24 protein-coding genes and 1 pseudogene are annotated in these 25,009 nt (G+C 64.5%); 15 read left to right on the forward strand and 10 right to left on the reverse strand.

All coding sequences use genetic code 11. The annotated features are described in order from the left end of the window. Positions 1-73: 73 nt before the first annotated feature. On the forward strand, positions 74-1,765 hold the full coding sequence (locus tag ABIB95_RS35565) for a benzoate-CoA ligase family protein (protein WP_354246539.1): 1,692 nt from the start codon (positions 74-76) through the stop codon (positions 1,763-1,765). 21 nt (positions 1,766-1,786) lie between these two features. Then, on the forward strand, positions 1,787-2,245 hold the full coding sequence (locus tag ABIB95_RS35570) for a RidA family protein (RefSeq protein WP_354246541.1): 459 nt from the start codon (positions 1,787-1,789) through the stop codon (positions 2,243-2,245). An 18-nt stretch (positions 2,246-2,263) separates the two neighbouring features. On the opposite strand, the gene ABIB95_RS35575 is transcribed toward ABIB95_RS35570, so the two are convergent. The 3 genes from ABIB95_RS35575 to ABIB95_RS35585 form a co-directional block, all read right to left on the reverse strand. Continuing rightward, positions 2,264-2,992, reverse strand: coding sequence for a CBS domain-containing protein (locus tag ABIB95_RS35575; protein WP_354246544.1), 729 nt, complete (start codon positions 2,990-2,992; stop codon positions 2,264-2,266). A 92-nt stretch (positions 2,993-3,084) separates the two neighbouring features. Then, positions 3,085-4,059, reverse strand: coding sequence for a CHAD domain-containing protein (locus tag ABIB95_RS35580; RefSeq protein WP_354246546.1), 975 nt, complete (start codon positions 4,057-4,059; stop codon positions 3,085-3,087). 25 nt (positions 4,060-4,084) lie between these two features. Beyond that, positions 4,085-5,608 carry a bifunctional aminoglycoside phosphotransferase/ATP-binding protein gene (locus ABIB95_RS35585; RefSeq protein ID WP_354246548.1) on the reverse strand — a complete coding sequence of 508 codons (1,524 nt, stop codon included), beginning with the start codon at positions 5,606-5,608 and terminating at the stop codon, positions 4,085-4,087. Between the two features lie 183 nt (positions 5,609-5,791). Here ABIB95_RS35585 and ABIB95_RS35590 point away from each other — a divergent pair, with 183 nt between their 5' ends. Next, positions 5,792-6,631 (forward strand): universal stress protein, encoded by an 840-nt coding sequence (locus ABIB95_RS35590; protein ID WP_354246551.1) that lies wholly within the window; start codon positions 5,792-5,794, stop codon positions 6,629-6,631. 68 nt (positions 6,632-6,699) lie between these two features. Further along, entirely contained in the window at positions 6,700-9,393 is a 2,694-nt protein-coding gene (locus ABIB95_RS35595; RefSeq protein WP_354246554.1) for a bifunctional acetate--CoA ligase family protein/GNAT family N-acetyltransferase, read from the forward strand. A 9-nt stretch (positions 9,394-9,402) separates the two neighbouring features. On the opposite strand, the gene ABIB95_RS35600 is transcribed toward ABIB95_RS35595, so the two are convergent. Together ABIB95_RS35600 and ABIB95_RS35605 are read right to left on the reverse strand one after the other, a co-directional pair. Beyond that, positions 9,403-9,885 carry a phage holin family protein gene (locus ABIB95_RS35600; RefSeq protein ID WP_354115030.1) on the reverse strand — a complete coding sequence of 161 codons (483 nt, stop codon included), beginning with the start codon at positions 9,883-9,885 and terminating at the stop codon, positions 9,403-9,405. Continuing rightward, entirely contained in the window at positions 9,886-10,161 is a 276-nt protein-coding gene (locus tag ABIB95_RS35605; protein ID WP_354246557.1) for a hypothetical protein, read from the reverse strand. 175 nt (positions 10,162-10,336) lie between these two features. On the opposite strand from ABIB95_RS35605, the gene ABIB95_RS35610 reads away from it, so the two are divergent. The 6 genes from ABIB95_RS35610 to ABIB95_RS35635 all read left to right on the forward strand — a co-directional run bounded on the left by ABIB95_RS35610 (position 10,337) and on the right by ABIB95_RS35635 (position 15,410). Continuing rightward, positions 10,337-11,473: an ABC transporter permease gene (locus ABIB95_RS35610; RefSeq protein ID WP_354246560.1), complete on the forward strand. Its 1,137-nt coding sequence runs from the start codon at positions 10,337-10,339 to the stop codon at positions 11,471-11,473. A 2-nt stretch (positions 11,474-11,475) separates the two neighbouring features. Beyond that, positions 11,476-12,243 carry an ABC transporter ATP-binding protein gene (locus ABIB95_RS35615; protein WP_354246562.1) on the forward strand — a complete coding sequence of 256 codons (768 nt, stop codon included), beginning with the start codon at positions 11,476-11,478 and terminating at the stop codon, positions 12,241-12,243. 3 nt (positions 12,244-12,246) lie between these two features. Beyond that, positions 12,247-13,350 (forward strand): ABC-type transport auxiliary lipoprotein family protein, encoded by a 1,104-nt coding sequence (locus ABIB95_RS35620; RefSeq protein WP_354246565.1) that lies wholly within the window; start codon positions 12,247-12,249, stop codon positions 13,348-13,350. 127 nt (positions 13,351-13,477) lie between these two features. After that, a complete protein-coding gene (locus ABIB95_RS35625) occupies positions 13,478-14,191 on the forward strand; it encodes a helix-turn-helix domain-containing protein (protein ID WP_208087833.1) in 714 nt (237 codons plus the stop codon). An 83-nt stretch (positions 14,192-14,274) separates the two neighbouring features. Next, on the forward strand, positions 14,275-14,400 hold the full coding sequence (locus ABIB95_RS35630; protein ID WP_256461316.1) for a hypothetical protein: 126 nt from the start codon (positions 14,275-14,277) through the stop codon (positions 14,398-14,400). A 281-nt stretch (positions 14,401-14,681) separates the two neighbouring features. After that, positions 14,682-15,410: a Crp/Fnr family transcriptional regulator gene (locus ABIB95_RS35635; RefSeq protein WP_166100054.1), complete on the forward strand. Its 729-nt coding sequence runs from the start codon at positions 14,682-14,684 to the stop codon at positions 15,408-15,410. A 4-nt stretch (positions 15,411-15,414) separates the two neighbouring features. Here the strand turns inward: ABIB95_RS35635 and ABIB95_RS35640 are convergent. Next, positions 15,415-16,192, reverse strand: a pseudogene (locus tag ABIB95_RS35640) (cyclase family protein). 430 nt (positions 16,193-16,622) lie between these two features. Here ABIB95_RS35640 and ABIB95_RS35645 point away from each other — a divergent pair. From ABIB95_RS35645 to ABIB95_RS35665, 5 genes are all read left to right on the forward strand, one after another. Continuing rightward, positions 16,623-16,781 (forward strand): hypothetical protein, encoded by a 159-nt coding sequence (locus ABIB95_RS35645; RefSeq protein ID WP_354246568.1) that lies wholly within the window; start codon positions 16,623-16,625, stop codon positions 16,779-16,781. Positions 16,782-16,803: 22 nt separating this feature from the next. After that, entirely contained in the window at positions 16,804-17,775 is a 972-nt protein-coding gene (locus ABIB95_RS35650; protein ID WP_071911867.1) for a TRAP transporter substrate-binding protein, read from the forward strand. Between the two features lie 75 nt (positions 17,776-17,850). Then, positions 17,851-18,399, forward strand: coding sequence for a TRAP transporter small permease (locus ABIB95_RS35655; RefSeq protein WP_014493779.1), 549 nt, complete (start codon positions 17,851-17,853; stop codon positions 18,397-18,399). Beyond that, positions 18,390-19,682 carry a TRAP transporter large permease gene (locus tag ABIB95_RS35660; protein ID WP_354246571.1) on the forward strand — a complete coding sequence of 431 codons (1,293 nt, stop codon included), beginning with the start codon at positions 18,390-18,392 and terminating at the stop codon, positions 19,680-19,682. The genes ABIB95_RS35655 and ABIB95_RS35660 overlap by 10 nt, the downstream gene beginning before the upstream one ends. A 22-nt stretch (positions 19,683-19,704) precedes the next feature. Continuing rightward, the gene (locus ABIB95_RS35665; RefSeq protein ID WP_014493781.1) at positions 19,705-20,511 is read left to right on the forward strand and encodes an SDR family NAD(P)-dependent oxidoreductase; all 807 of its coding nucleotides are present in this window, start codon (positions 19,705-19,707) and stop codon (positions 20,509-20,511) included. A 15-nt stretch (positions 20,512-20,526) separates the two neighbouring features. On the opposite strand, the gene ABIB95_RS35670 is transcribed toward ABIB95_RS35665, so the two are convergent. Genes ABIB95_RS35670 through ABIB95_RS35685 form a run of 4 tightly spaced genes read right to left on the reverse strand, consistent with a single transcriptional unit; the run spans position 20,527 to position 24,808 of the window. Continuing rightward, positions 20,527-21,225 carry a molybdate ABC transporter substrate-binding protein gene (locus ABIB95_RS35670; RefSeq protein ID WP_354246574.1) on the reverse strand — a complete coding sequence of 233 codons (699 nt, stop codon included), beginning with the start codon at positions 21,223-21,225 and terminating at the stop codon, positions 20,527-20,529. After that, positions 21,222-23,348: a xanthine dehydrogenase family protein molybdopterin-binding subunit gene (locus tag ABIB95_RS35675; protein ID WP_354246650.1), complete on the reverse strand. Its 2,127-nt coding sequence runs from the start codon at positions 23,346-23,348 to the stop codon at positions 21,222-21,224. Before ABIB95_RS35675 ends, ABIB95_RS35670 begins: the two co-directional genes overlap by 4 nt. Positions 23,349-23,350: 2 nt before the next feature. Then, positions 23,351-23,821, reverse strand: a complete 471-nt coding sequence (locus ABIB95_RS35680) for a (2Fe-2S)-binding protein (protein ID WP_354246576.1) — start codon at positions 23,819-23,821, stop codon at positions 23,351-23,353. 15 nt (positions 23,822-23,836) lie between these two features. After that, the gene (locus ABIB95_RS35685; protein WP_354246578.1) at positions 23,837-24,808 is read right to left on the reverse strand and encodes a tripartite tricarboxylate transporter substrate binding protein; all 972 of its coding nucleotides are present in this window, start codon (positions 24,806-24,808) and stop codon (positions 23,837-23,839) included. Positions 24,809-25,009: the final 201 nt, after the last annotated feature.

Raw genomic sequence — 25,009 nt, forward strand, 5'->3', positions numbered from 1 at the left:
CCGAATTGTTTTAAGCCTAAAATGTTTCCCATATGATGCTGCCGGGTGCTTTCCATGCTGAAAGGAGCGTGCGATGGCCAACGCCGCTAAGGCTGAAGAGTCGGGCTCGTATGACGGCAACGCCGCGACAGCCCACGTCGATACGTTCGCACGGCAGCATCTGCCGCCGCGAGAGTTCTGGCCCGAATTCATCTTCACGCGGCCGGAGCTGCACTACCCGCCGCGATTGAACTGCGTCAGCTATTTTCTCGACCGCTGGGTCGAGCAGGGCCACGGCGACGCGCCGTGCGTCATCAGTCCGGCCGTCAGCTACACCTATCGCGAGCTGCAAGCGCTCGTGAACCGCATCGCCAACGTGCTGGTTCGCAAGCTTGGTCTCGTAACCGGCGGACGCGTGCTGCTGCGCTCCGCCAACAATCCGATGATGGTTGCGACCTATCTCGCGGTGATCAAGGCTGGCGGCATCGTCGTGGCGACCATGCCTCTGCTGCGCGCCAAGGAACTATCTTATCCGATCCAGAAGGCGGAGATTACACTGGCGCTCTGCGATGGAAAACTCTCGGAGGAGATGGAGAAGGCGAAAGCGGCGGCGCCCGGCCTCAAGCACGTGGTCTATTGGGGCAACGGCGCGTCGGACTCGCTCGAGTCGCTGATTGCTGATGCGAGCCCGGAGTTCAAGTCGGTCGATACCGCCGCCGATGACATCTGCCTGATTGCCTTCACGTCGGGCACGACGGGCGATCCCAAGGGTACCATGCATTTCCATCGGGATATGCTGGCGGTCTGCGACGGTTATGCGCACAACATCTTGAGGGCGGAGCAGAAGGATCGCTTCGTCGGTTCAGCGCCGCTCGCCTTTACCTTCGGCTTCGGCGGCGTGCTGTTTCCGATGCATATCGGCGCTTCCTTCGTCGTGCTGGAGAAGACGACGCCGGACGACATGCTGACGGCGATCGAGCAATACAAGACCTCGGTCTGCTTCACCGCGCCGACCGCCTATCGCGCCATGATCGGCAAGCTCGCAGGTCGCGACATTTCCTCGCTGCGAAAGTGCGTCTCTGCGGGCGAGACCCTCCCCAAGCCGACATTCGATGCCTGGCTCAAGTCCACCGGCATCAAGCTGATGGACGGCATCGGTTCGACCGAGCTGCTGCACATCTTCATCAGCGCGACCGTGGACGAGATCCGTCCCGGCGCAACCGGCAAACCCGTGCCGGGTTACGAAGCAAAAATCGTCGATGACGACGGCAATGACCTGCCGCCGGGCACGATGGGGCGGCTCGCGGTGCGTGGCCCGACCGGCTGCCGCTATCTCGCCGACGAGCGGCAGCGCAAATACGTCCAGAACGGCTGGAATATCACCGGCGATACCTATCTGATGGATAGCGACGGCTACTTCTGGTACCAGTCGCGCTCCGACGACATGATCGTGTCAGCCGGGTACAACATCGCGGGCACGGATGTGGAGGCGGCGCTGCTGACGCATCCATCCGTAGCCGAGTGCGGCGTCGTCGGTGCGCCGGACGAGGCGCGTGGCATGATCGTGAAGGCCTATGTCATCGCCGCCCCCGGCGTGACGCCGGACGCTCAACTCGCAGCGGAGTTGCAGGAGCATGTCAAACGTGAGATTGCGCCTTACAAATATCCGCGCGCGATCGAGTTCGTGGCGCAACTGCCGAAGACCGAGACCGGCAAGTTGAAGCGATTTGCCCTGCGGCAGTTGGCGCAGGCTGCAGCGACGTCCTCTGGCGTTGCGGCGGAATAAGAGAAGGATGAAGAATTGTCCGTGACGACGCCGAAAGGCCCGCATCTCGCGGTGCTGCCGACAGCAGCCGAGGACGAAACCGGCTCCAGGGCGCAGGTGCTCCAACCGTCCGGCTGGCCGCTACCGAAAGGCTATGCCAACGGCATGGCCGCCGAGGGGCGCATCGTCGTCACCGGCGGCGTGATCGGCTGGGACGCCGAGGAGCGTCTCGCGGACGGCTTTGTCGCGCAGGTGCGCCAAGCGCTGAGCAACATCGCCGAGATAATGGCGGAGGCGGGTGCGCGGCCCGAGCACCTCGTGCGGCTGACCTGGTACGTCGTCGACATGGACGAATACCTGGCGAACCTGAGGGAGCTCGGCAAGAGCTACCGTGCCACCTTCGGTGCGCACTATCCTGCGATGGCGCTGGTGCAGGTCGTCCGCCTCGTCGAGAAGGCGGCGCGCGTCGAGATCGAAGCCACCGCTGTCATTCCCCGCTAAGCCGCCTTCGGTTCGCGCCTAGCTGGCCCTGGCGAGATCGTCGTCCTCGGGCGAATTCAGATAGACGCCCGATACGGTGTCGACCCAGCACAGATGGTCGTGCACCTTCTTGACGCCCTCGACGTTCTCCGCCGCAACGACGGCGGCCTGACGCGCGCGTTCCTCGGTGATGACACCACTGAGATGAACGATGCCGTCCCGGACGATGACGTTCAGTCCGAACGGGCACCAGTCGTTTTTCTCCATGGTGTCGATGATACGGCCGCGAATGTGATCGTCGTCGGCCGTCGGATCCGGTACCTCGCGGGCGAGCCCCGCCACCGCCTGCAACAAATTCGCGCGCGAGACGATGCCGACGACCTTGTCGCCGCGCACCACCGGCAGCCGCTTTACGTTGTTCCGTTCCATGAGATCAACGATCTCCGCGAGCGCCGTATCCTCGGTGATGGTCACGACCGAGGCGGTCATCACCTCCGAGACCTTGCGGCCATGTTCGTGGACGAAATCGCTGGCGGATGTGCCGGGCCCGAGGATGAACCGCAGCCAGCGGCCTCGCTTGCGCCCGGTGCCGATTTCGCTGCGGCGGACGAAATCCCCCTCGGAGACCACGCCGACCAGCTTGCCGGCATCGTCGACCACGGTGAGGCCGCTGACGTGCCGCTTCAGCATGATGTTTGCCGCCTCGACGATGCTGGTGTGGGGGGCAACCGAGATGACCGAGCGGGTCATGATCTGGTGGGCGCGCATGGGGAAGCTCCGCAAGTTCACACGAATATCGATGTGTGGAGCTTAGGTCACTGGCAGGAAGCTGATTTGACCCAAGTCAAGCTGGTCCGCACCTAATCTTCGGGCTCCGCATTCGGGGCGAGGTCGGAGGAGCGGAACGGCTTGGCCTTGTCCAGTTTCCGGTAGGCGTTCGAGGCGGTCCGCAACAGCTTCTTTTGGCGCTTCCGGTTGAGGAAGCGAATGCCCGCCTCGGGGACGGCCTCGTTCAGTGACGCTGCCAGGGTTTGCCCTCGCGCATCGTCGTTCAATTGCCCGAGGGACTTCTGCGCCTTGCGCAATTGCTTGAGGATCGACTTCTGTTCGGTCAGCGATTCGTCTGCAAACAAATCCTCTAGCGATTCGATCGAATAGGTCAGCCGCTTGTTGAGAAGCCGCAGCTTGTGCCGCTTTTCGACGTCGAGCTTGCGGAGTTTCCGCGCCTTCCTGAGTAGCGTCGTTTCCCATTCCGTGAGCTGCGCCGTCGCGTGGTCGGCAAGCGGGCAGCGGCGCAATCGGATGGCCTCTTTGCTGCGCCGGGTCGACCAAGGACCGCTCTCGATCCAGGCGGAGGTCTGCTCGACAAGACGGCGATACCGCGCCGATTGCAGCGCGCGCGCCAGCAGGCGGTGGCTCTCGGCGCGCTTCTCGTCCCAATGCTGAAGCTCGGCGATCACGTCAAGCTCGCCTCCGCTTTCGGCGATAACCCGCTCGATCGCCACGTCTAGGTCGCGCACCATGCCGAGCTGGCTGTTCAGCCATTTCAGTTCGGCCCAGACATTCGGCCGCAGGGCATCGTCGACCATGGGCGAGAAGAAGCGGATGGCGGTGCGCAGATGCGTCAGTGCGATCCGGATCTGATGCAGCGCCTCCGGATCGCCGTGGCAGGTGCCGTCGTGCTGGGCGAGGACGGCATCGAGGTGGCGGCGGGCGATGATCCGGAACGCGGTGTCGCAGGCCATGCCGGGGCTGAGGCGGCCGGGCAGAACATTGCGCCGCGCCGCAGGCTTGGCGCGAGCGGTCGCCATCGAACTCGTGGTGGGTCGCGCCATCCTAGCCCGCGCCAATCAGATTGCCTTATTTGCCCTCAGCGATTACGTCCCGGCAATTCTGGAGCGTCTGCGCTTGTGTCCCGGATGCATCGATGGTCGCCCAACCGACGTGGCCGATATTATAGTGCTCTTGCTGCGCGGCAACCTCTTGCGTGGCGTCGGACGCGTCGCCCCGGCGACCGCCGATTCGCGCCTTGCGGGTGGCGAGGTCGGCGACGAGGAATAGTCCATTGAGCGGTACGCCGCACTCGCGTGCCAGGGCGGCCATCTCGTCTCGCTCGGTCTCGCGCGCAAAGACGGCGTCGACGATTGCCGAATGGCCTTGCGCCAGAACCTGCCGGGCGCGCTGCATCAGCACCTCGTAGACCTGCGCCGTCACGTCAGGCCGGTACGTGGACGGCGGTAGCCGCTCGGTGTGTCCCACCTGAAACAGCTGCTTGCGAATCACGTCGCTGCGCAGCACGACGGCGCCCGGATGTGGCGCCACGGCGGGCGCCAGCGCGCGGGCGAGCACGGATTTGCCGGTGCCCGACAGTCCGCCAACCGCGATCAGGCGAGGGGCGGGGGGATGAATCAAAGCCTGGGCGAGCTCGAAATAGCGGCGCGCCTCGTCGAGAGTGCCGGGGCCGTCGGCATCAGGCCGCCTCAGCCGCGCCAGCGCCACCTGCGCACGGATCGCCGCGCGAATGGACATGAACAGTGGCAGCGCAGCCAGGGCGTCGAGCGTTTCGCCGGGCGCCGTCATCAGATACTGGTTCAGGACGGCATTGGCCGTGGCTGACTGGTCATGGCGCAGCAGGTCCATCAGCGTGAACGCAAGATCGTAGAGCACGTCCACAGTCGCCATCTGCGCGTCGAATTCGATCGCGTCGAACAGGACAGGCTGCCGATCGATCAACGCGATATTGGCAAGATGCAAGTCGCCGTGACAGCGGCGCACGAAACCGTGGCGCGCGCGTTGTTCCAGTGTAGCGCGGACGCGCAGGAATGCCCGGTGTGAGGCTTCGCAGAGTTGCTCGATCTGGGCTGCCTCGAAATGATCGCCATTGCGCAGGCCGGTGCTGTTGCCATCGATCAGCGCGGGAATGGCGGCAATCCATGCGGTGCCGTCCGCGACGGGCGCTCTCGCATGCGATGCTGCGATCGCATCCGCGATGGCCGGGGCGAGCTCTGCATCCAGCGCGCCGGTTTTGGCCACATGGTCCAGCGTCAGGTCTTCGTCGAAGCGGGACATGTCGACTGCATACTCGACCGGCCGGCCGCGACCGTCGATCTCGATCGATCCATCCGGCTCCTCCGTGATCGCCACGACGCGGTGATAGATTTGCGGCGCGAGCGGCCGGTTGATCCTGATCTCCTCTTCGCAGGCTGCCTTGCGCTTTTCGAGCGTCGAATAGTCGAGGAATGGAAACTTAACAGCCCGTTTGATCTTCAGGGCGCGCGTTCCGTCGAGAAACACCGACGCTGCGTGGGTGTCGATCCGCTTTACGCCAGGACGCGCGTTTAGAGCTTCGAAGACCCGTTCCTGGATTGCAGAATCGTCTGTCATCTCAGCAGGCATTTCCAGATGCGTCAGCGGTGAGGCAGCAGGCTAATCCTTAGAGGCGGATCGGGGCCAGTCCTTGACATCGGTCAAAGCCTGTCGTCGGCTGGCTGCGCGGTGTTCCCGCCTTGAGGAGGATCAAGCTTCCCGGCGAAAGGTGGCTTATCCTAACCGGTAAGGAGAATCCCGATGCCCATCAAGGATGTCTTTCTGCCGCTTGTCGGCCAACCGCGCGGACCGGCCCTCGCTGCGATCGCGACATGCGTGGCTGTCGCCGCCGACCTCGGCGCCAGGATCACCGCGCTCGCGCTCGAGGAAGATGTTTTCGTGCGGCCGAAGGTCATCATCCCTGGCGATTTGGATCCCCCGGAGGCGAGCGGTTCGCGTGAGCTAAGCGACGTGCAGCAACTCCTCAACGCCTTCACCAATGCAGCCTCCCGCGCCAACATTCGTGCCCAAAGCCGATCGGGTAAGGTGCCGACGGACCAGATGGCGTCGATCCTGGCCGAGCATGCGCGCTTCAGCGATCTGACGCTGGTCCCCGTGAGGCCGCATGACAGTCAAACGGAGCGCATCATCGAAACGCTCCTGTTCGAATCCGGCCGGCCGCTGCTGCTCTGCCCGGAACAGCATGTGGACGAGCTGCGACCGGAGTTCGAGAACGTCATGATCGCCTGGGATCACTCCGCCCGTGCCGCGCGGGCCGTCGGCGACGCGCTGCCCATTCTTCAGGCTGCTTCATCCGTCCGGGTGGTCACGGTGGCGGACGACAAGACCGATGCGATCGTGCAATCCGGAACCGCGCTCGTCGACCATCTGAGGGAACACGGGGTCTACGCCTCGTTCGAAACGACGAAGGGCGGCGGCAGCTCGATCGGCAAGGTGCTCGGAAGCTGGGCGAATTCCCATGCGATGGATGCGATCGTGATGGGCGCCTACCATCATTCACGCCTGAACGAGATCGTCTGGGGTGGTGTGACAAAGACTGTCATTGGCCAGCCGCCGTGCTGGGTTATGATCTCGCACTAGGCGCATCGCCAGTTTATCGGCCGATCGTCAACCATCGGAACCGCCACCGACCGGGCGCATTTGCTTCCATGTCAACCTATCGCTTGAAGAATCTGCTGTCGCCGCGTTCGGTTGCGCTCGTCGGCGCGAGCGCTCGCCCGGTCTCGGTCGGACGCGCCGTTCTCGAGAACATTCACAAAGCCGAGTTCAAGGGTCGGTTCGGCCTCGTCAATCCGCGCCATGCCGAGATCGGCGGCATCGCTGCGGTGGGCAGTCTGGACAGGCTGGACTTCGTGCCCGAGCTCGTGGTCATCACCGCGCCGGCGCGAGAGGTTCCCGGCATCATTGACCAGGCCGGACGTCGCGGCTCGGCCGGCGCGCTGATCGTCTCGGCGGGCCTCGGTCACGGATCGGGATCCCTGCACGAGGCCGCGATCGCGGCGGCACGCAAATACGGCATGCGGCTGATTGGGCCGAACTGCCTCGGCATCATGATGCCGGGCGTCAGCCTCAATGCCAGCTTTGCCGCGCACATGCCGGGGGCGGGCAACCTCGCGCTGATCTCTCAATCCGGCGCGATCGCGGCCGGAATGGTGGATTGGGCTGCGCAGCGCGGCGTCGGGTTCTCCGGAATTGTCACGATCGGCGATCAGATCGATGTCGATATTGCCGACCTGCTCGACCATTTCGCGATGGACCCCAAGACCCGCGCGATCCTGCTTTATATCGAAGCCATCAAGGACGCGCGCAAGTTCATGTCGGCGGCACGGGCCGCGGCGCGCGTGAAGCCGGTCGTCGTGGTGAAGTCCGGCCGCATGGCGCAGGGTGCCAAAGCGGCGGCAACCCATACGGGTGCGCTCGCCGGCGCCGACGCCGTCTATGATGCCGCGTTCCGCCGTGCGGGCGTCCTGCGCGTCTCCGATCTGCGCGAGCTGTTCGATTGCGCCGAGACGCTCGGTCGCGTCGAACCGCCGGCGGGAAAGCGTCTCGCCATCCTCACCAATGGCGGCGGCATCGGTGTCCTGGCCGTGGATCGGTTGGTGGACCTTGGTGGAATCCCGGCGTCCATCTCGGTGGAGACGCGCAAGAGGCTCGATGCAGTGCTGCCGCCGACCTGGTCCCGTGCAAATCCCGTCGACATCGTCGGTGATGCCGATGCATCGCGCTACGCGGCGGCGCTGGAGGTGCTGCTCGCAGATCCTGATAATGATGCCGTCCTCGTCCTCAACGTGCAGACCGCGATCGCCCCGGCGGCCGACATCGCCGCGACCGTGACGGAGCTCGTCGGCAAATATCGCGAGCAGCAGCGTCGATGGGCGAAGCCCGTTCTGGCGGCTTGGGTCGGAGCCGATCAGAACATCATTCAGGCGCTCTCCGGCGCGGGCATTCCAAATTATCCGACCGAAGATGATGCGGTGCGCGGCTTCATGCATCTCGTGAGGCATCGCGAGGTCGTGGAGGAGCTGAGCCAGGTTCCTCCCGCGATGCCCGACACGTTCGTGCCTGACGCCCGGGCTGCCAGGCAGATCGTCGCTGCTGCGATCGCGGACGGCCGCAAATGGCTCGAGCCCATCGAGATCAAACACCTGCTCGGAGCCTATGACATCGCGATGGTACCGACTCGTGCTGCGACAGATGTCGAGCAGGCCGTCGCCTACGCCAGCGAGATGTTCGCGCAGGGTGTCACAGTCGTGCTGAAGATCATGTCGCGCGACATCGTCCACAAGTCGGACGTCGGCGGCGTCGTCCTCAATCTGACCACGCCGGAGGCCGTGCGCGCGGCTGCCACCGACATTCTCGCGCGGGCGAGGAAGCTTCGTCCCGAAGCCCGCATCGAAGGCGTCATCGTGCAGGCGATGGTTGTCAAGGCGAAGGCGCGCGAGCTGATCCTGGGTCTTGCCGACGATCCCACCTTTGGCACCGTCGTCGTCTTCGGCCGGGGCGGGACGGCGGTCGAGATCATCAACGACAAGGCACTGGCGCTTCCGCCGCTCGATCTGCAACTCGCCCGCGACCTGATCGGCCGTACGCGCGTATCACGGCTGCTGAAGGCCTATCGCGATGTACCCGCGGTCGAGCAGGACGCCGTCGCGATGGTGTTGGTCAAGCTCGCCCAGATGGCCGCCGACCTTCCCGAGATCCGTGAATTCGACATCAACCCACTGCTTGCGGACGAGACCGGTGTGACCGCGGTCGACGCCCGCGTTGCGGTGGGGCCGCCGCAGCGCAAATTCGCCGGCTCCGGCCCGGCCAACTTCGCCGTCCGGGCCTATCCGTCGCAGTGGGAGCGCCGCCTGGCGCTCAAGGACGACTGGCGCATCTTCGTACGGCCCCTGCGTCCCGAGGACGAGCCGACCATCCACGAATTCCTGCGTCACGTCACGGCGCACGACCTCCGCCTGCGCTTCTTCGCGCCGATGAAGGAGTTCACCCACGAGTTCATCGCGCGCCTGACCCAGCTCGATTATGCCCGCGCAATGGCCTTCATCGCATTCGACGAAGCGACCGGCGAGATGGTCGGCGTGGTCCGGCTCCATTCGGACTCGGTCTATGAGAGCGGCGAATATGCGATCCTGCTGCGCTCCGACCTCAAGGGCAGGGGGCTCGGATGGGCGTTGATGCAGTTGATCATCGACTATGCGAGGTCGGAGGGGCTGAAGACCATCTCGGGTGATGTTCTCAGGGAGAACACCACAATGCTCGAGATGTGCCGCCAACTCGGCTTCGACGTGAAGCCGGATTCGACCGAGCCCGACCTCTGTGACGTCAGGCTCAAGCTCTGAGCATTCCGATCACGAGTGCGCTTCGCGCGATGCGGCGGATTCCGTGGCCGTTTTCCGCAGACTCTTGACGATGATCGCGATCAGCGGCACCAGCACCGGCACAATTGTGCTGAGCGGATGATGGACCGCGCCTGACACCTGGGCCTGGAGCGCCCGCGCCTCGAGCTGCAAGGCTTCGATGGATGCGCCGTGAATTTCATTGGCGAGCTCGATGTCGCGGCCTGATGGAGGACGGCCGGCAACGACGAAGAGAACCGCCGCGATGGCGAAATTGACGGCGCCGAGGATGGCAGCCGCCGCAATTGCGCTCCAGATCTGGACCAGCGCGAAATAGGCCGACAGCTCCAGCATCAGGAGCCCGAATGCTGCGATCAGAGCCGCAAAGGCACGCAGGCCGAGACCCATCAGTAGATGGCGCAGCCTGATGTCCGCGATGATCCTGTCGGTGCGCCACAGCACGCGCAGATGTTTGACGACATTCTCCGTGTTCACCTAGTGTCTCCTCAGCATGAAGCCGACGACCACGCCGAGCGCGAAGGCCGAGGCGAGCGACGTGATCGGGCGATCCGCAATGAGATCCTGAAGCTGTTCCTGCTCGTCACTGACGGTCTCGCCGAGCTCGGCAAGCGCAGCCTTGATCTGATCGGCCAGAGCCTCGGCCCGGTCTTTCGAGCTGTCGAACATCTCTTCGCCTGCGGTGGTCAGCAGACGCGTGACGTCAACCTTCAGCGCTCGCAGTTCTTCGCTCATCCTGTCGCTGTTGAACATGGATTTGAGAACTCCCTTGAATGGAAACAACCCTAGGGCCCGGCGACCCGGCGCCCTTGATTTGCGTCAAGGGATGGCGCGCGGTCCTGGTGTTGAGACAGGTCAACCTGGCCGCCACATGCTGGCCTAGAAGTGGCGGCTGAATGGGGGCCAATTGTCCCGATGAGGTGGAAGCGTGAACTCCGAACCGCTGTTGCTGGCAACGCCCTCCGGCGATGTGCTGAAATTGCGCCCGGAAGGGCCGTGGACGGCAGCCAACGTCTCGGCGCTCGAAACGCTGTCCCGATCGGTTGGAGCGGATGTCGATCGATCCAGTGCCGTGACGCTGGACATGTCTGGCGTCAGTGCGCTCGACACGCTCGGCGCCTGGGTGTTGGAGAAGCTGTCGCGACGGGCCGCATCATCCGGCAGATCGGCCGAATTCGTCGGCGTTGCCGATCATTTCAGCGGCCTGATGGACGAGGTGCGCCAGGTCAACCGCCACACCCCGGCGGCTGCGGCCGCGCCAAACCCGGTCCTGCTCAGGCTCGGCGATCTCGGCAAATCCACGGTTGGCGCGCGCGAAGACGTCACGATCTTTCTTCAAATGCTGGGTGCATTGTTCATCGCCGTGATCGGCGTGCTGCGCCGGCCACGCTCGCTGCGGCTGACATCGCTTGTCTATCAACTCTACCGGATCGGCTGGCAGGCCATTCCGATTGTCGTTCTCATTACCTTCCTGATCGGTGCCATCATCGCCCAGCAGGGGTTCTTTCATTTCCGCAGGTTCGGTGCGGAGTCCTACACTGTCGACATGGTCGGCATCCTGGTGCTGCGCGAGCTGGGTGTGCTGATCGTCGCCATCATGGTCGCGGGACGTTCGGGGAGCGCGTACACCGCCGAGCTCGGCTCGATGAAGATGCGCGAGGAGATCGACGCGCTCTCGATCATGGGCCTCGATCCCGTCCATGTCCTGATATTGCCGCGAGTGGCAGCCCTCGTCATCGCGCTGCCGATCCTCGCGTTCATTGGGGCGGTTGCGGCGCTCTATGGCGGAGGACTGGTTGCGCAGTTCTATGGCGGCATGGCACCGGCGATCTACGTCGCGCGGCTGCATGAGGCCATCTCCGTCACCCATTTCGAGGTCGGCATCCTGAAGGCGCCCTTCATGGCTCTGGTGATCGGGATCGTCGCCTGTAGCGAAGGATTGCGCGTGAAGGGCAGCGCGGAATCGCTCGGGCGGCAGACGACGACGTCGGTGGTGAAGTCGATCTTCCTGGTGATCGTGCTCGACGGCCTGTTCGCGATCTTCTTCGCTTCGATCGGAATGTAACGATGGACGAATCGCAAGAGGTATTGGCGATCCGCGTTCGCGACCTCGTGGTCGGCTTCGGCCGCCAGACCGTGCTCGACCATCTGTCGCTCGACGTCCGCCGAGGCGAGATCCTCGGGCTCGTCGGCGCGTCCGGCGGCGGCAAGTCGGTCTTGATGCGCACCATCATCGGCCTGATCCCGCGCCAGGGCGGGGGCATCGAAGTCATGGGACGGCCGATCGGTGGCCGCAAGGACGGCGCGGCCAAGACGTGGGGCATCCTGTTTCAGCAGGGTGCGCTGTTCTCCTCGCTGACGGTTCGTCAAAACGTGCAGTTTCCGCTCCGCGAAAATCTCGTGCTGTCGCAGGAGCTGATGGACGAGATCGCCATCGCCAAGCTCGAGATGGTCGGGTTGCGAGCGCAGGACGCCGACAAATATCCGTCCGAGCTCTCGGGCGGCATGACCAAACGCGTGGCGCTGGCCCGCGCACTCGCGCTCGATCCGCCGATCCTGTTCCTGGACGAGCCGACCTCCGGTCTCGACCCGATCGCCGCCGGCGATTTTGACGCGCTGATCGGGACGCTGCAGAAGACCCTCGGCCTCACCGTGTTCATGGTCACCCATGATCTTGCGAGCCTCACCACGGTCTGCGACCGCGTAGCCGCGCTCGCCGACGGCAAGATCGTGGCGATCGGCCCGATGCACGAATTGCTGCAATCCGAGCATCCCTGGGTGCGCGCCTATTTCCACGGCAAGCGCTCGCAGATGCTGCAACACCAGATGAGATGAGACATGGAAACCCGCGCTCCCTACGTGCTGATCGGCAGCTTCGTGCTGGCCGCGATCCTCGCGGTGTTCGGCTTCGTCTATTGGCTGAACAACACGGGCGGCATCGGGCCGCGCGCGAACTATCATGTGCAATTCCAGGGTCCGGTGCCGGGCCTGCTGGTCGGTGCCGGCGTGCTGTTCAACGGCATCCGGGTCGGCGAGGTGACGCAGATCGGCCTCGCGTCGGATAATCCGCGCTTCGTCAATGCGACGATTTCGGTTGCCTCGACGACACCCGTGCGTACCGACACCAAGGTCGGGCTCGATTTCCAGGGGCTGACCGGCGTGCCGGTTGTGACGCTGGAGGGCGGCATGATCGTTGCCAAGGCCGGCGGGCCCGTGACCCTGATCGCCGAGGCCGGTGCAGGCCAGAGCATGACGCAGGCTGCGCGCGATGCGCTGCGACGGGTCGATACCGTGCTGGAGGACAATTCCGGTCCGCTGAAGGACACCATCGCGAACCTCAAGACATTCTCCGACGGGCTCGCGCGCAACACCGGCAAAATCGACGGTATTCTGGCAGGCCTGGAAAAGATGACCGGCGGCGGGACGCCGGCGCAGAAGATCACCTACGACCTGCGCACACCGCAGAATCTTGGGCCGGCCGGCAAGACGCTTTCGGCGTCACTGGCGATTCCCGAGCCGACCGCGGTCGCGATGCTCCAGACCCAGCGGATGTTGTTTGCACCCAGCGGGGATAATCCGGGTTTTGCCGAATTCCTCTGGGCCGACAGCATTCCAAAACTGGTGCAGGCGCGGCTGATCGACAGCTTTGAGAATTACGACATCGCCCACGCGCCCTTGCGCACGAGCGATCTCGGGCAGGCGGACTACCAGCTCCTGATCGACATCAGGCGCTTCCGGATCGCCACGGAAGGCGAGGCTCGGGTCGAGATCGGACTGTCGGCACGCATCGTCGACAAGAACGGCAAGGTGGTCGCGTCGCGCCTCGTCGAGACCAGCGAGAAGCTTGACAAGGTCGAGCCGGCCGCAGCGGTCGCAGCGTTCGACACAGCTTTCGCCCGCATTGCAAAGGAGCTGATCGGCTGGACGGTGCAGGCGGTCTAGCAACAGCACAAGACGGCCATGCCCGCCAAAATTGATCTGGGTCAATCGGCTTTGGCGCAGTGCAGTAAAATGCAGCCCGCGCGGTGGGCTCGGCCTGATGCGGGGCAGCCGGTGCTTGGAGCGGTAGATGAAGGCTTCCGTGGTGACGATCGAGCCGAACGGGCATTTCTGTCGCGATTGTGCGGTCCGCGACTTCGCGGTGTGCTCGTCGCTGGACCCGGCCGAGCTCAGGGAATTCGAGCATCTGGGGCGCCGCGTCCTCTTTGACGGGGGCGAGACCGTCTTCTCCGAGGAGGACAGCACGACCTCGTTCTACAATCTCCTCGACGGCGTCATGCGGCTCTACAAGCTATTGCCCGACGGTCGGCGGCAGATCGTGGGATTCGCGTTACCAGGCGATTTCCTGGGGATGAATATTTCCGGCCGTCACAATTTTTCGGCCGATGCGATCGGTGGCGTCACCGTGTGCCAGTTCGCGAAGGCGCCTTTCGGCCGCTTCGTTGAGAGCCGGCCGCATCTCCTCAGGCGGATCAACGAGCTGGCGATTCGCGAGTTGAGCCAGGCGCGCGACCACATGGTCCTGCTCGGCCGCCGATCGGCGGACGAGAAAGTCGCGACGTTTCTGCTTGCCTGGCGCGAGCGGCTATTCTCGCTGAAGGGGGCGTCGGACACGGTTCAGCTGCCGATGAGCCGTCAGGACATTGCCGATTATCTCGGCCTGACCATCGAAACCGTCAGTCGCACCTTCACCAAGCTGGAGCGACACGGGGTGATCGAGATCGTTCATGGCGGCATCAGCCTGCTCGATCCGGCCAAGGTCGAGGCCTTGGCTGCGGCCTGATCCGGCGCTCGCCAATTTTGATCCCAATCAATGACGGCGGTCGTGCGCCGCCAATAATGCCCAAAATAACAGGGGAGGGCATCATGCCGACCGACGCACTGCTGGTGACGATCGCTGTCGTGGTCGTTTTTGTCACATTCGCCGGGGCTTTGGCATGGGCAGACCGGCAAACCAGCGCAGGTCGGCCCGATTCGGACGCCAAGCACTGACGGTCCTGAGATCACAATCGCGTTTGCCGTGCTTGTCGCGGAGGCTTCCACGGCCAGCTCGCGGCCGTTCGGCAGCGCCTCAACGCAATGGTGCGCGCGATAGCTGCAACTCTGCATCGACCGGGACACATTGGCTCATCCCCCGGATGCCGCCTTGGCGCCCGACCGCGGCATTTTCGCCGTATTTGGCTCAAACCGTGCACATGCTTTCCGGTTGAAAAGCCTGCTAACGTTGACTACGCAGGAACTCCAGTGCCTCGCAGTCTTAGGAGCCGAGCGGCGTGCCTCAGGACAAGACCGGCGACCCCCGACAAGCGGCGGGCAACAAATTATCGGTCCTGCGCAAGCACCCGATCTTCGCGGATCTGGAGCCAGATGCGCTCGATCAGCTCTGCCGCTACGCCAAGCACACCACGGTGAAGCGCGGTGCGACGATCGCCGCCAAGGGCGATCCCGGCAACAACCTGTTCGCGGTGATCACGGGAACAGTGAAGATTTCCTCTTCTTCGCCGGATGGAAGGAACGCTATTCTCAATCTGATCGGTCCTGGAGAAATCTTTGGTGAGATCGCGGTTCTCGACGGCGCGCCGCGCTCGGCCGACGCGACTGCCAACACCAATTGCGAACTCTACATCATCGACCGTCGCGACTTCCTGCCATTCGTGAAGAGCCAGCCGGCGCTGGCGATGAAGTTCATCGAGCTGCTTTGCGCGCGCCTGCGCTGGACCAGCCAGCAGGTCGAGCAGGTGATCCTGCAAAATCTGCCGGGCCGGCTTGCGAGCGCGCTGCTCGGTCTCACCGAAGAGCGCAAGTTCGACTCCGGCAGCGGCACGCTCGCCATCACGCAGCAGGAGATCAGCGAGATGGTGGGGATGACGCGCGAGAGCATCAACAAGCAATTGCGCGCCTGGGCCGGCCGCAACTGGGTTCGTCTCGAGCACGGCGCCATCGTCGTGCTGGATACCGATGCGCTGCACGACCTCGCCGAGAGCGGCCTCGACGGCGAGTGAGGTCTCAGACCTGATTGTCGACGATGGCGACCGCTCGGGTCCACCCTGCGGACGCTCGCTCGATCTTCACCGGGAAGCATGAGACCGTGAATCCGGTCGACGGCAGCTTGTCGAGATTGTGCAGTTTCTCGAGATGGCAATAGCCGATGTGTCGTCCCGCCTTGTGACCTTCCCAGATCAGGCCGGCATCTTTTGTTTCGGCATATTTCTTCGCGGTATAGACGAACGGCGCGTCCCAGCTCCAGCCGTCGGTGCCGGTCAGCCGTACGCCGCGTTCAAGCAGGTACATGGTGGCCTCATAGCCCATGCCGCAGCCGGAGTTGACGTAATCGGCCTGGCCGAATTTGGCGCCGGCGCTGGTGTTGACGACCACGATCTCCAGCGGCGACAGCGTGTGCCCGATCCGTTTCAGCTCCTTCTCGACATCGTCGGCAGTCACTACGTACCCATCGGCCAGGTGGCGGAAGTTTCACGCCGGGCTGCAGGCACCATTCGAGCGGCACCTCGTCGATCGTCCATGACCGCTCGCCGCGATTCATGGTCGGGTGGAAGTGCCAGGGCGCGTCGAGATGCGTGCCGTTGTGGGTGGACAGCGAGACCTGCTCGACCGCCCAGCCCTGGCCATCCGGCAAATCCTCCGCCTTGAGGCCGTCGAAGAACTGCAGCATGCGGGGCAGGCCCTGCTGGTGATCAATATACTGGATCGTCGGGTGATTGCCCGGCGGATCGGCCGTCACGTCGTTTCTGAGCGGCACGGAAATATCGATCAGCTTCCGCGGCATGGGCATTTCCCTCGCGATGTTCCGTTTCGGCGCATCTTGGGCGGGCTCTACCTGTGGCGTCAAGTAACGCCCCGGTGCAGGCGATTTCGGAAAAACGGGGGCATTCGCCGATCGCGCCCTCGAAGTGATGCATGACCGATCGATGCAACTCCAGCATTGATCGATGCCGGATTTGGCTTGGACTCAGAATGCCGCCCGCCCTAGGGACGACGTTGGCGACATCGCGCTGATCAGCGCGCATCGCACAAGGATGGGGCGACCGTCACGTCTGCACCTCCAAGCCGCAACCAATAGCGGTCGATTCTAAAACCAGAGGAACGTCCATGGATATGACGAGCATCGTCACCTCGCGTCCGGCATTGGCCGACGGCGAGGCGGGATTAAAGGGAAGCCGGCACCTGCCGCGCCAGTCCCCGCCGGAGAGGGCGCGATGAAGCTCGCACCTTTCCTCGCCGTGATCATCCAACAGTCAAATCCGCTCGACTCCGCCGCGCAATCCTACCAAGGTGGTGCGTTTGTAACGCTTGACTTTACACCTGAAGTGGAGCGACCCAAGGCGGCCTGTAGCATCGGCCCAACAACGACATAATTAACTCAGGAGGAAGCCCCAGATGAAGACACTCACCGGCATCATCGCAGCCGCCGTACTGGCGGTCTCAGCGCCGCTGGCGACCGCACGCGATTTCCGCTCGGCCGACATCCACCCCGCCGATTATCCGACCGTCGAAGCCGTCAAGTTCATGGGCAAGCAGCTCGCAGCCGCGAGCGGCGGCAAGCTCGGTGTGAAGGTGTTTCCCAACGGAGCCCTGGGCTCGGAGAAGGACACCATCGAGCAGCTGAAGATCGGCGCGCTCGACATGATGCGGATCAACGCATCGCCGCTGAACAACTTCGTGCCCGAGACCATCGCGTTGTGCCTGCCCTTCGTGTTCCGGGACACGCAGCACATGCGCACGGTTCTCGATGGTCCGATCGGCGACGAAATCCTGGCGTCCATGGCGCCCGCGGGCCTGATCGGCCTTGCCTATTACGACAGCGGCGCCCGGTCCATTTACACCGTCAAGGCGCCGGTCAAATCGCTCGCCGACCTCAAGGGCCTGAAGATCCGCGTCCAGCAGTCCGACCTCTGGGTCGGCATGATCCAGAGCCTCGGCGCCAACCCGACACCGATGCCGTATGGCGAGGTCTATACCGCGCTCAAGACCGGCCTCGTGGACGCCGCCGAGAACAACTGGCCGTCCTACGAATCCTCGCGTCACTTCGAGGCCGCCAAGTTCTACAACGTCACCGAGCACTCGCTCGCGCCGGAAGTTCTCGTGATGTCCAAGACGGTCTGGGACACGTTGAGCAAGGAGGATCAGGCGATGGTCCGCAAGGCGGCCAAGGAATCGGTGCCCGTCATGCGCAAGCTCTGGGACGAGCGTGAGCAGGCCTCCCGCAAGACCGTCGAGGCGGCCGGCGTTCAGGTCGTCACGATCGCCAACAAGGCGGAATTCGTCGACGCGATGAAGCCGGTGTACGACAAGTTCGCAGGTGACGAAAAGCTGAAGGGCCTGGTCAAGCGGATCCAGGACACGAAGTAGGGCCACAGCGTCGGGTCCGGCGTCGCCGCGAGGCGGCACCGGACCCTCGCGAAGGGGACGCGCAAGGAGACGCCGATGACAGACCCACATGTCGCAAGCCACGAGCAGGAGGTAACCGGCCGACCGTCGACCGGCTTGCTGTCGCGGATCAATGCCGTCGTTGCTCGCCTCGGCATGTATCTGTCCGTGACCGGCCTGCTCGTCATCGTCACCATCGTGTTCTACCAGGTGTTCGGACGTTACGTGCTCAACTCCAGCCCGACCTGGACGGAGAACCTTGCGCTGGTCCTGATCCTGTATGTTACGCTGATCGGCGCCGCCGTCGGCGTTCGCGACGCCGGACACATCGGCATGGACAGTTTGCTGGTGATGCTTCCGGATCATCTGCGAGAGAAGATCGAGCTCGTGATCCACGTTCTGGTGGCCGTGTTCGGCATTGCGATGGCCTACAACGGCTGGATCCTCGGAGCGTCGGTCGGAACCGTGAAGATCCCCAATCTCGGGCTCCCCGAGGTCATCCGCTACGTCCCGCTGATCGCCTCCGGCGTCCTGATCGTCTCCTTTTCAATCGAGCACATCATTGCGCTCCTGCGCGGCGAAGAGGTCGTCCCCTCATGGAACTGATCATTCTCGGCGCAACCTTCTTCGGCTTCCTGATCCTCGGCGTACCCGTTGCCTTCGCGATCGGTCTCTCCGCGATCTGCACCATCCTCTACGAAGGCCTGCCGGTCGCAGTCATCTTCCAGCAGATGATGTCGGGGATGAACATCTTCTCCTTCCTCGCCATTCCGTTCTTCGTCTTCAGCGGTGAGCTGATGCTGCATGGCGGCGTCGCCGACAAGATCGTGCAGCTCGCCAAGAATCTCGTTGGGCACATCCGCGGCGGGCTCGGCATGTCGAACGTGGTCGCCTGCACGCTGTTCGGCGGCGTCTCCGGCTCGCCCGTGGCCGACGTGTCGGCGATGGGCGCGGTGATGATCCCGATGATGAAAAAGGAAGGGTTCGACACCGACTACGCCGTCAACGTCACCACCCACGCTTCGCTGGTCGGAGCGCTGATGCCGACCAGCCACAACATGATCATCTATGCGCTCGCTGCCGGCGGCAAGGTCTCGATCGGCGCGCTGATCGCCGCCGGACTTCTGCCGGCGATCGTGCTGATGGTGTGCATGCTGGTCGCCGCCTACGCGGTCGCGGTGAAGCGCGGCTATCCGGCCGGCAAGTTCCCGGGCTGGGCCGAGGTTTTCCGCTCGTTCGCAGCCGCGCTGCCCGGGCTTCTGATCGTCGGCATCATCCTGGCGGGCATCCTGTCCGGTGTCTTCACCGCAACTGAGTCCGCTGCCGTCGCGGTCACCTACACGATCCTGCTGACCTTCTTCATCTACCGCACCATGACCCTGCCGAACTTCCTGCGGGCTGCCGCCAAGGCCGTGAAGACGACGGGTGTGGTGCTGTTGCTGATCGGCGTCTCCACCATGTTCCAGTACCTGATGGGACTCTACGAGGTGGCCGACTTCGCCGGCGACTTGATGAGCAGGGTGTCCTCGCAGCCCTGGGTCATCTTCCTGCTCATCAACATCATCCTGTTTGTGCTCGGCACGTTCATGGACATGGCGGCGACCATCCTGATCTGCACTCCGATCTTCCTGCCGATTGCGATGAAGGCGGGCATGGACCCCGTGCAATTCGGCATGCTGATGCTGATCAACTGCGCGCTGGGGCTGAACACCCCGCCGGTCGGAACGACGCAATTCGTGGGCTGCGCCATCGGTGGCATCTCGGTGGGTGCGGTGATGCGCACCATCCTGCCGTTCTATGCTGCCCTGATCGCAGCTCTGATGTTCGTGACCTACGTCCCCGCGTTCTCGCTGTGGCTGCCCCGCCTGCTGATGGGCTACAAGGGATAGCAGCAACAGGGAGAATCCGTCCGTGACTGACTATCGCAAGCTCTTCGATCTCACCGGCAAGACCGCCGTGGTGCTCGGCGCCGCCTCGGGCATCGGCAAATCGTCGGCCGAGGCGCTGGCCGGGCTCGGCGCCCGCGTCGTTTGCGCAGATCGCGCGCTTGACGCCGCCGAGGCGACGGCAGCCGGAATTCGCGACAAGGGCGGCTGGGCGGAAGCAGCTAGCTGCGACGCCGCGAGTGCTGCGGACGTCAATGCGCTGGCTAAAATCGTGATGCAGAAATTTGCGCGGCTCGACATCGCCGTGACGACGCCGGGGCTCAACATCCGCAAGACCATCCTCGACTACACCGAGGAGGATCTCGACCGCGTCCTCAACCTCAACGTCAAGGGCACCGTCTGGTTCTTCCAGGCCTTCGGCCGCATCATGGTCGAGCAGAAGGGCGGCAGCATCATCGCCTGCTCCTCGGTGCGCGCGGTGACCATCGAGCCGGGCCTTGGCGTCTACGGCTCGACCAAGGCGGCGATCGGCCTCCTGGTGAAGGGTTTTGCTTCAGAGGTCGGCCACGCTGGCGTCCGCGTTAACGCGATCGCGCCGAGCATTGCGGAGACCGCGCTGACCGGCCCCTTCAAGCAGCGGCCCGATATCTACAATCTCTATGCCGGCCATACCGTGTTCAACCGCTGGAGCAGCGCCGACGAGGTCGCGACCGCCGTGGCCTACCTCGCTTCGGATGCCGCGAGCTATGTCAGCGGCAGCACGCTGTTCGTCGACGGCGGCTGGACCGCGGTCGATGGGCCGCCGACCGGTCTCACCCAGTTGCACAAATAAGGCGGCCGTCGGCACCTAGCCGGTAAAGCCCATGCTCCGGCGCAGCTCCTTCCGGTCAGCGCCGGTCAGCAGAGCGATCAGCGCGGCCGCCTCCCTCGGATGTGTGGCCCGCGCGGTCACGCCGGCCGTGTACATCGTCACGAGCTCGCAGCCCGGCGGCAGCGATCCTGACAGCGCGATGCCGTCGGTCGCGATGATCTCGGTCGCCTGCGTGCATCCGATCGGCCGTGCGGCGGTGGACGACGCAAGCTCCCGCATCGCGGTCGCTCCGTTCGGAAAGATCTTGAGACGCGATGCGACCTCATAGGCGATCCCAAGCTGATCCAGCACTTTTACGACATGCTGTCCCGCGGTCGAGGCTTTGGTGTCCGGAACGTAGATGGCATCCGCGGATCGCAGCACCTCGCGGAGATCGGCCTCAGTCTTCACCGTGACTTTCGGATCGTGGTTACGGACCGCCAGCGCGGTCTCGACCCGGCCGATATCTGCGATCGAGGAGGGGACGACGAGCTTCTCCGCGGCGAGCTTCGCAAGGAGCGCCTGTGTCAGGATCACGAGATCGGCCGGCGTTCCCGCGCGCAGCTTGTCGGCCATGAGACCAACCGCACCGAACTCGCCGTCGATACTGAGGCCGGTCTGCGTCTTGAAGGGCTCGCCGAGGCCGCGCACCAGGCCTTGCGCCGCGCCGCCGCTCAAAATGGTCACTGTCGTCACGATGCAGGCTCCATGGCTGCGATGATCCTGTCGCGCGTGATCGGCAGGTCGCGCACTCGCACGCCGAGGCAATCGTAGACCGCATTGGCGATCGCCGCCGTCACGGGACCGTGCGCGGCCTCGCCGGCGCCGACCGGCTCGATCTCCGGCCGCTGGATGATTTCGACATCCACCGCCGGCACCTCGCTGAAAGTCAGGATCGGATAGTCCGTCCATGACGTTGAGGTGATGCGCGTCCGGTCGAAGCGGACGCGTTCCTTCAGCACCCAGCTCGTGGCCTGGATCGCACCGCCCTCGATCTGGTTGATGACGCCGTCCGGATTGATGGCCTCGCCGACGTCGACCGCAAGCGTCAAGCGCCTGACGCGGATGTCGTCGGTGCCTTCGATCTCGGCGATCGCGGCGCAATAAGCGCCCGTGTTCTTGTAGCGGGCGAAGCCGACGCCATGGCCGATGCCAGACTGTTTTTGCGGTTTCCACTGCGCGCGTCGTGCCGCGGCGCGAATGACGTCGCTGGCGCGCTCGTCGCGGAGATGACGCAGGCGGAACGCGATCGGGGCCTCGCCGCGCAGGACCGCGATCTCGTCGAGCACGGACTCGATCGCGAACACATTGCCTTGCCCGCCCAGGGTCCGCAGCGCCGACGTGCGCACCGGCATCGTCAGCAGCCGGTGGCTCGTGATGGTCCAGGCCGGAAGGTCGTAGAGTGGAACGGAGTTGCGGTCGCCGCCCCCGCCATTGGCGGCCGGTGGATTCGTCGAGATCATGCGCGGGTAGGGGTTCGCGATCTCGGTCGCCCCAAGCAGCGCCGGCTGTGTCGCACGTCCCGGCCGCGCGGCGTGGCCGTTGCTCCAGATCGCATGGCGCCAGCCGACGATCTCGCTGTTCGCATCGAGGTCGGCCTCGATCTCGATGGCCATCGCTGCGCCGAACGGCGCATGAGACATCTCGTCATGGCGCGACCACTGCACCCGCACCGGGCGGCTGCCGGCGGCTTTCGCCAGCAACACGGCGTCGAGCGCGACGTCGTCGGCCGCATTGTGCCCGTAGCAGCCGGCCCCCTCCATATGCTCGACGACGATGTTCTCGGCCGGCAGCTCGAGCACGATCGCAAGATCGGCGCGCAGCAGATAGACGCCCTGGCTGTGGGTCCAGACATGGAGACGATCGCCGTCCCATCGCGCCATGGCGCACGATGGCGCGATCGAGGCATGTGCGATGTAGGGACGGGTGTATTGCCGGCGAAGGGTGCGCGCAGCTTTCTTCGTCGTTGCCGCTGCTCTGGCGTCGATGACGGTGGTTTCGACCGGCTGGCTCTTCAGAAAGCCCGCGAGATCGTCTTCGTCGGGCAACGGCTCGCCGGCCGACCAGGTTGCGCCCCTGCGCAAGGCTTTCAGTGCAGCTTCCGCCGCAGCCTCGCTATCGGCAAGCACGCCGGCAAAGCCGCCGTCGCGGACGATCGCGACGAGGCCGGGAACGGCGCATGCCGCCGTCTCGTCGAGCGCGATCAGTCTGGCAGTCGAGATGTCAGGCCGCAGCACGCGGCCGTGTACCAGGTCCGGCAATGCACAATCGTGAATGAAGCGCGGTCGCGCGAACACCTTGTCGGGAATGTCGACCCGCTGGACCGAATGTCCGGCGACACCGCGTGTGGCAGCGGGCTTCGCGACGGCGCCCGCGGTGGCGTCGCGGTCGAGCGAGACGTCGCCAGCCAGCTCCCAATAGCTGGTCCTGACGTTGCCGGGACCCGAGATCGTGCCGTCATCGACATCGAGCAGCGCCGCATCGACGCCGAGACGCTCCGATGCGGCTGCGAGGAAGCGCTGGCGCACCTCGGCGCAGACGTGTCGCAGCGCGCGGCCGGACTGCTGGACCGAAAGACTGCCCGAGGTGACGCCCTCGTTCGGGCTGGTCGCCGTCGAGGCGCGGATCAGCTCGATCCTGCCGATATCGACGTCGAGCTCGTCTGCGGCGATCTGCGCCAGCGCCGTGACGATGCCCTGGCCGATCTCGACCTTGCCGGGCGAGATTGCGACACCGCCTTCGCCGCTGAACCGCACCCAGGACGACAGCTTTGGATTGGCCGCGAGGCTAACCGGCAGTTTCGGGACGGGGGAGGGCATACTCATGACGTCGCCGTCTCCGCTGCGGCGCGCAGCACGGCGCGGACCATGCGATTATGCGATCCGCAGCGGCACAGATTGCGATCGAGCGCGGCTCTGACCTCAGTCTCCGTCGGCGACGGATTGCGCTTCAGCAGCGCCGCCGCGCTGATCAGGATCCCCGAGACGCAGTAGCCGCATTGCATCGCCTGCTCGGAGACGAAGGCGCGTTGCAGCGGATGCGGCTGCTCGGCGGTGCCGAGGCCTTCCACCGTGACGACGTCCTTGTCCGCCACCGACCACATCGGCATGTCGCAGGAGGCCATCGCGCGGCCATCGACCATGACGTGACAGGCCCCGCATTCTCCGGCCCCGCAGCCGAAATGTGGACCGGTGACGCCGAGCCGGCCGCGCAGCACATCGAGCAGCGTCTGGTCGGGATCGGCCTCCACGGCCATCGCCGCGCCGTTGAGCTGAAATTGAATGGTCGGCATGATCGCTCCGCGACCTCAGGACTTGTCGAACTTCTTGACGACATCGGCCCATTTCTCGATATCGCCGCGAAGGAATTTTTCGAATTCCTCCGGCGTCATGGACATGGGTACGGCACCCTGCTCGGTCCAGAGTTTTACGATGTCCGGTCGCTTCACCATTGCGTTTACGGCGGCATTGAGCTTGTCGATGACAGGCTTCGGCGTGCCGGCCGGGGCCATCAGGCCAAGCCAGATCGTCGCCTCATAGCCTGCTACGCCGGCTTCGCCCGCGGTCGGCACGTTCGGCAGCACGGCCGAGCGCTGCTTGCCGGTGGTCGCGAGCGCGCGGACCTGGTTCTCGCCGATATTCGGCGCCATCGCCGGCACGGCGTCGATCATCATCTGCACCTGACCGCCGATCACGCCGCTGCGCGCCTCGCCGCTGTTGCGGTAGGGCACGTGGACCACGTCGATGCCGGCCATGGCTTTGAACAACTCGCCCGCCATGTGATAGGGCGTGCCCTGGCCGGAGGAGGCGTAGTTCAGCTTGCCCGGCTGCGATTTGGCGAGCGCGATGAACTCCTGCAGCGTCTTCGCCGCGACCTGCGGGTTCACCACGATGACGAGGTCGGAGTAGTTCACCGGTGCGATCGGCGCGAGGTCGCGCATCAGCTCGTATTTGCGCTTGTCCGGCGTCAGCAGCGATTCATTCGCGGTCTGGGTGTTGGACATCATCAGCAGCGTGTAGCCGTCGGCCGGCGACTTCGCCGCTTCGACCGTGCCGATGACGCCGCCCGCGCCGGTGCGGTTCTCGACCACGAAGGGCTGGCCAAAGCTCTCCTGGAGCACGTTGCCGATCAGCCGGGCCGCGACGTCCGCCGGCCCACCGGCGCCAAAGGGGACCACGATCCGGACGGCGTGGGTCGGGTAATCCTGTGCGAATGAGGGGGCCGCGGCGAATGCACCGAACAGACCGGCGAGCGCCAGCATCAATCTTCGGGCCGTCATGCCCACCTCCCTGTTGTCGTTCTTGTTGCCTGGCAATGTAGCGGCAGGAGATACGGACTGTCGACGGCTCACAAAGCCGATAGCGCCGGGAATATCGGGCCGTTTTCGGTGTGGCCGCGCCGCTCTTCGCGGTCGCGGCAGGAACCGGCAGGGCACGTGATCTGAGCAAATCGCATGGGCATTGCCGGATAAATGCCCTCG

It is taken from the genome of Bradyrhizobium sp. LA2.1, from assembly GCF_040547725.1.
In the GTDB taxonomy this organism is placed as follows: Bacteria; Pseudomonadota; Alphaproteobacteria; order Rhizobiales; family Xanthobacteraceae; genus Bradyrhizobium; species Bradyrhizobium barranii.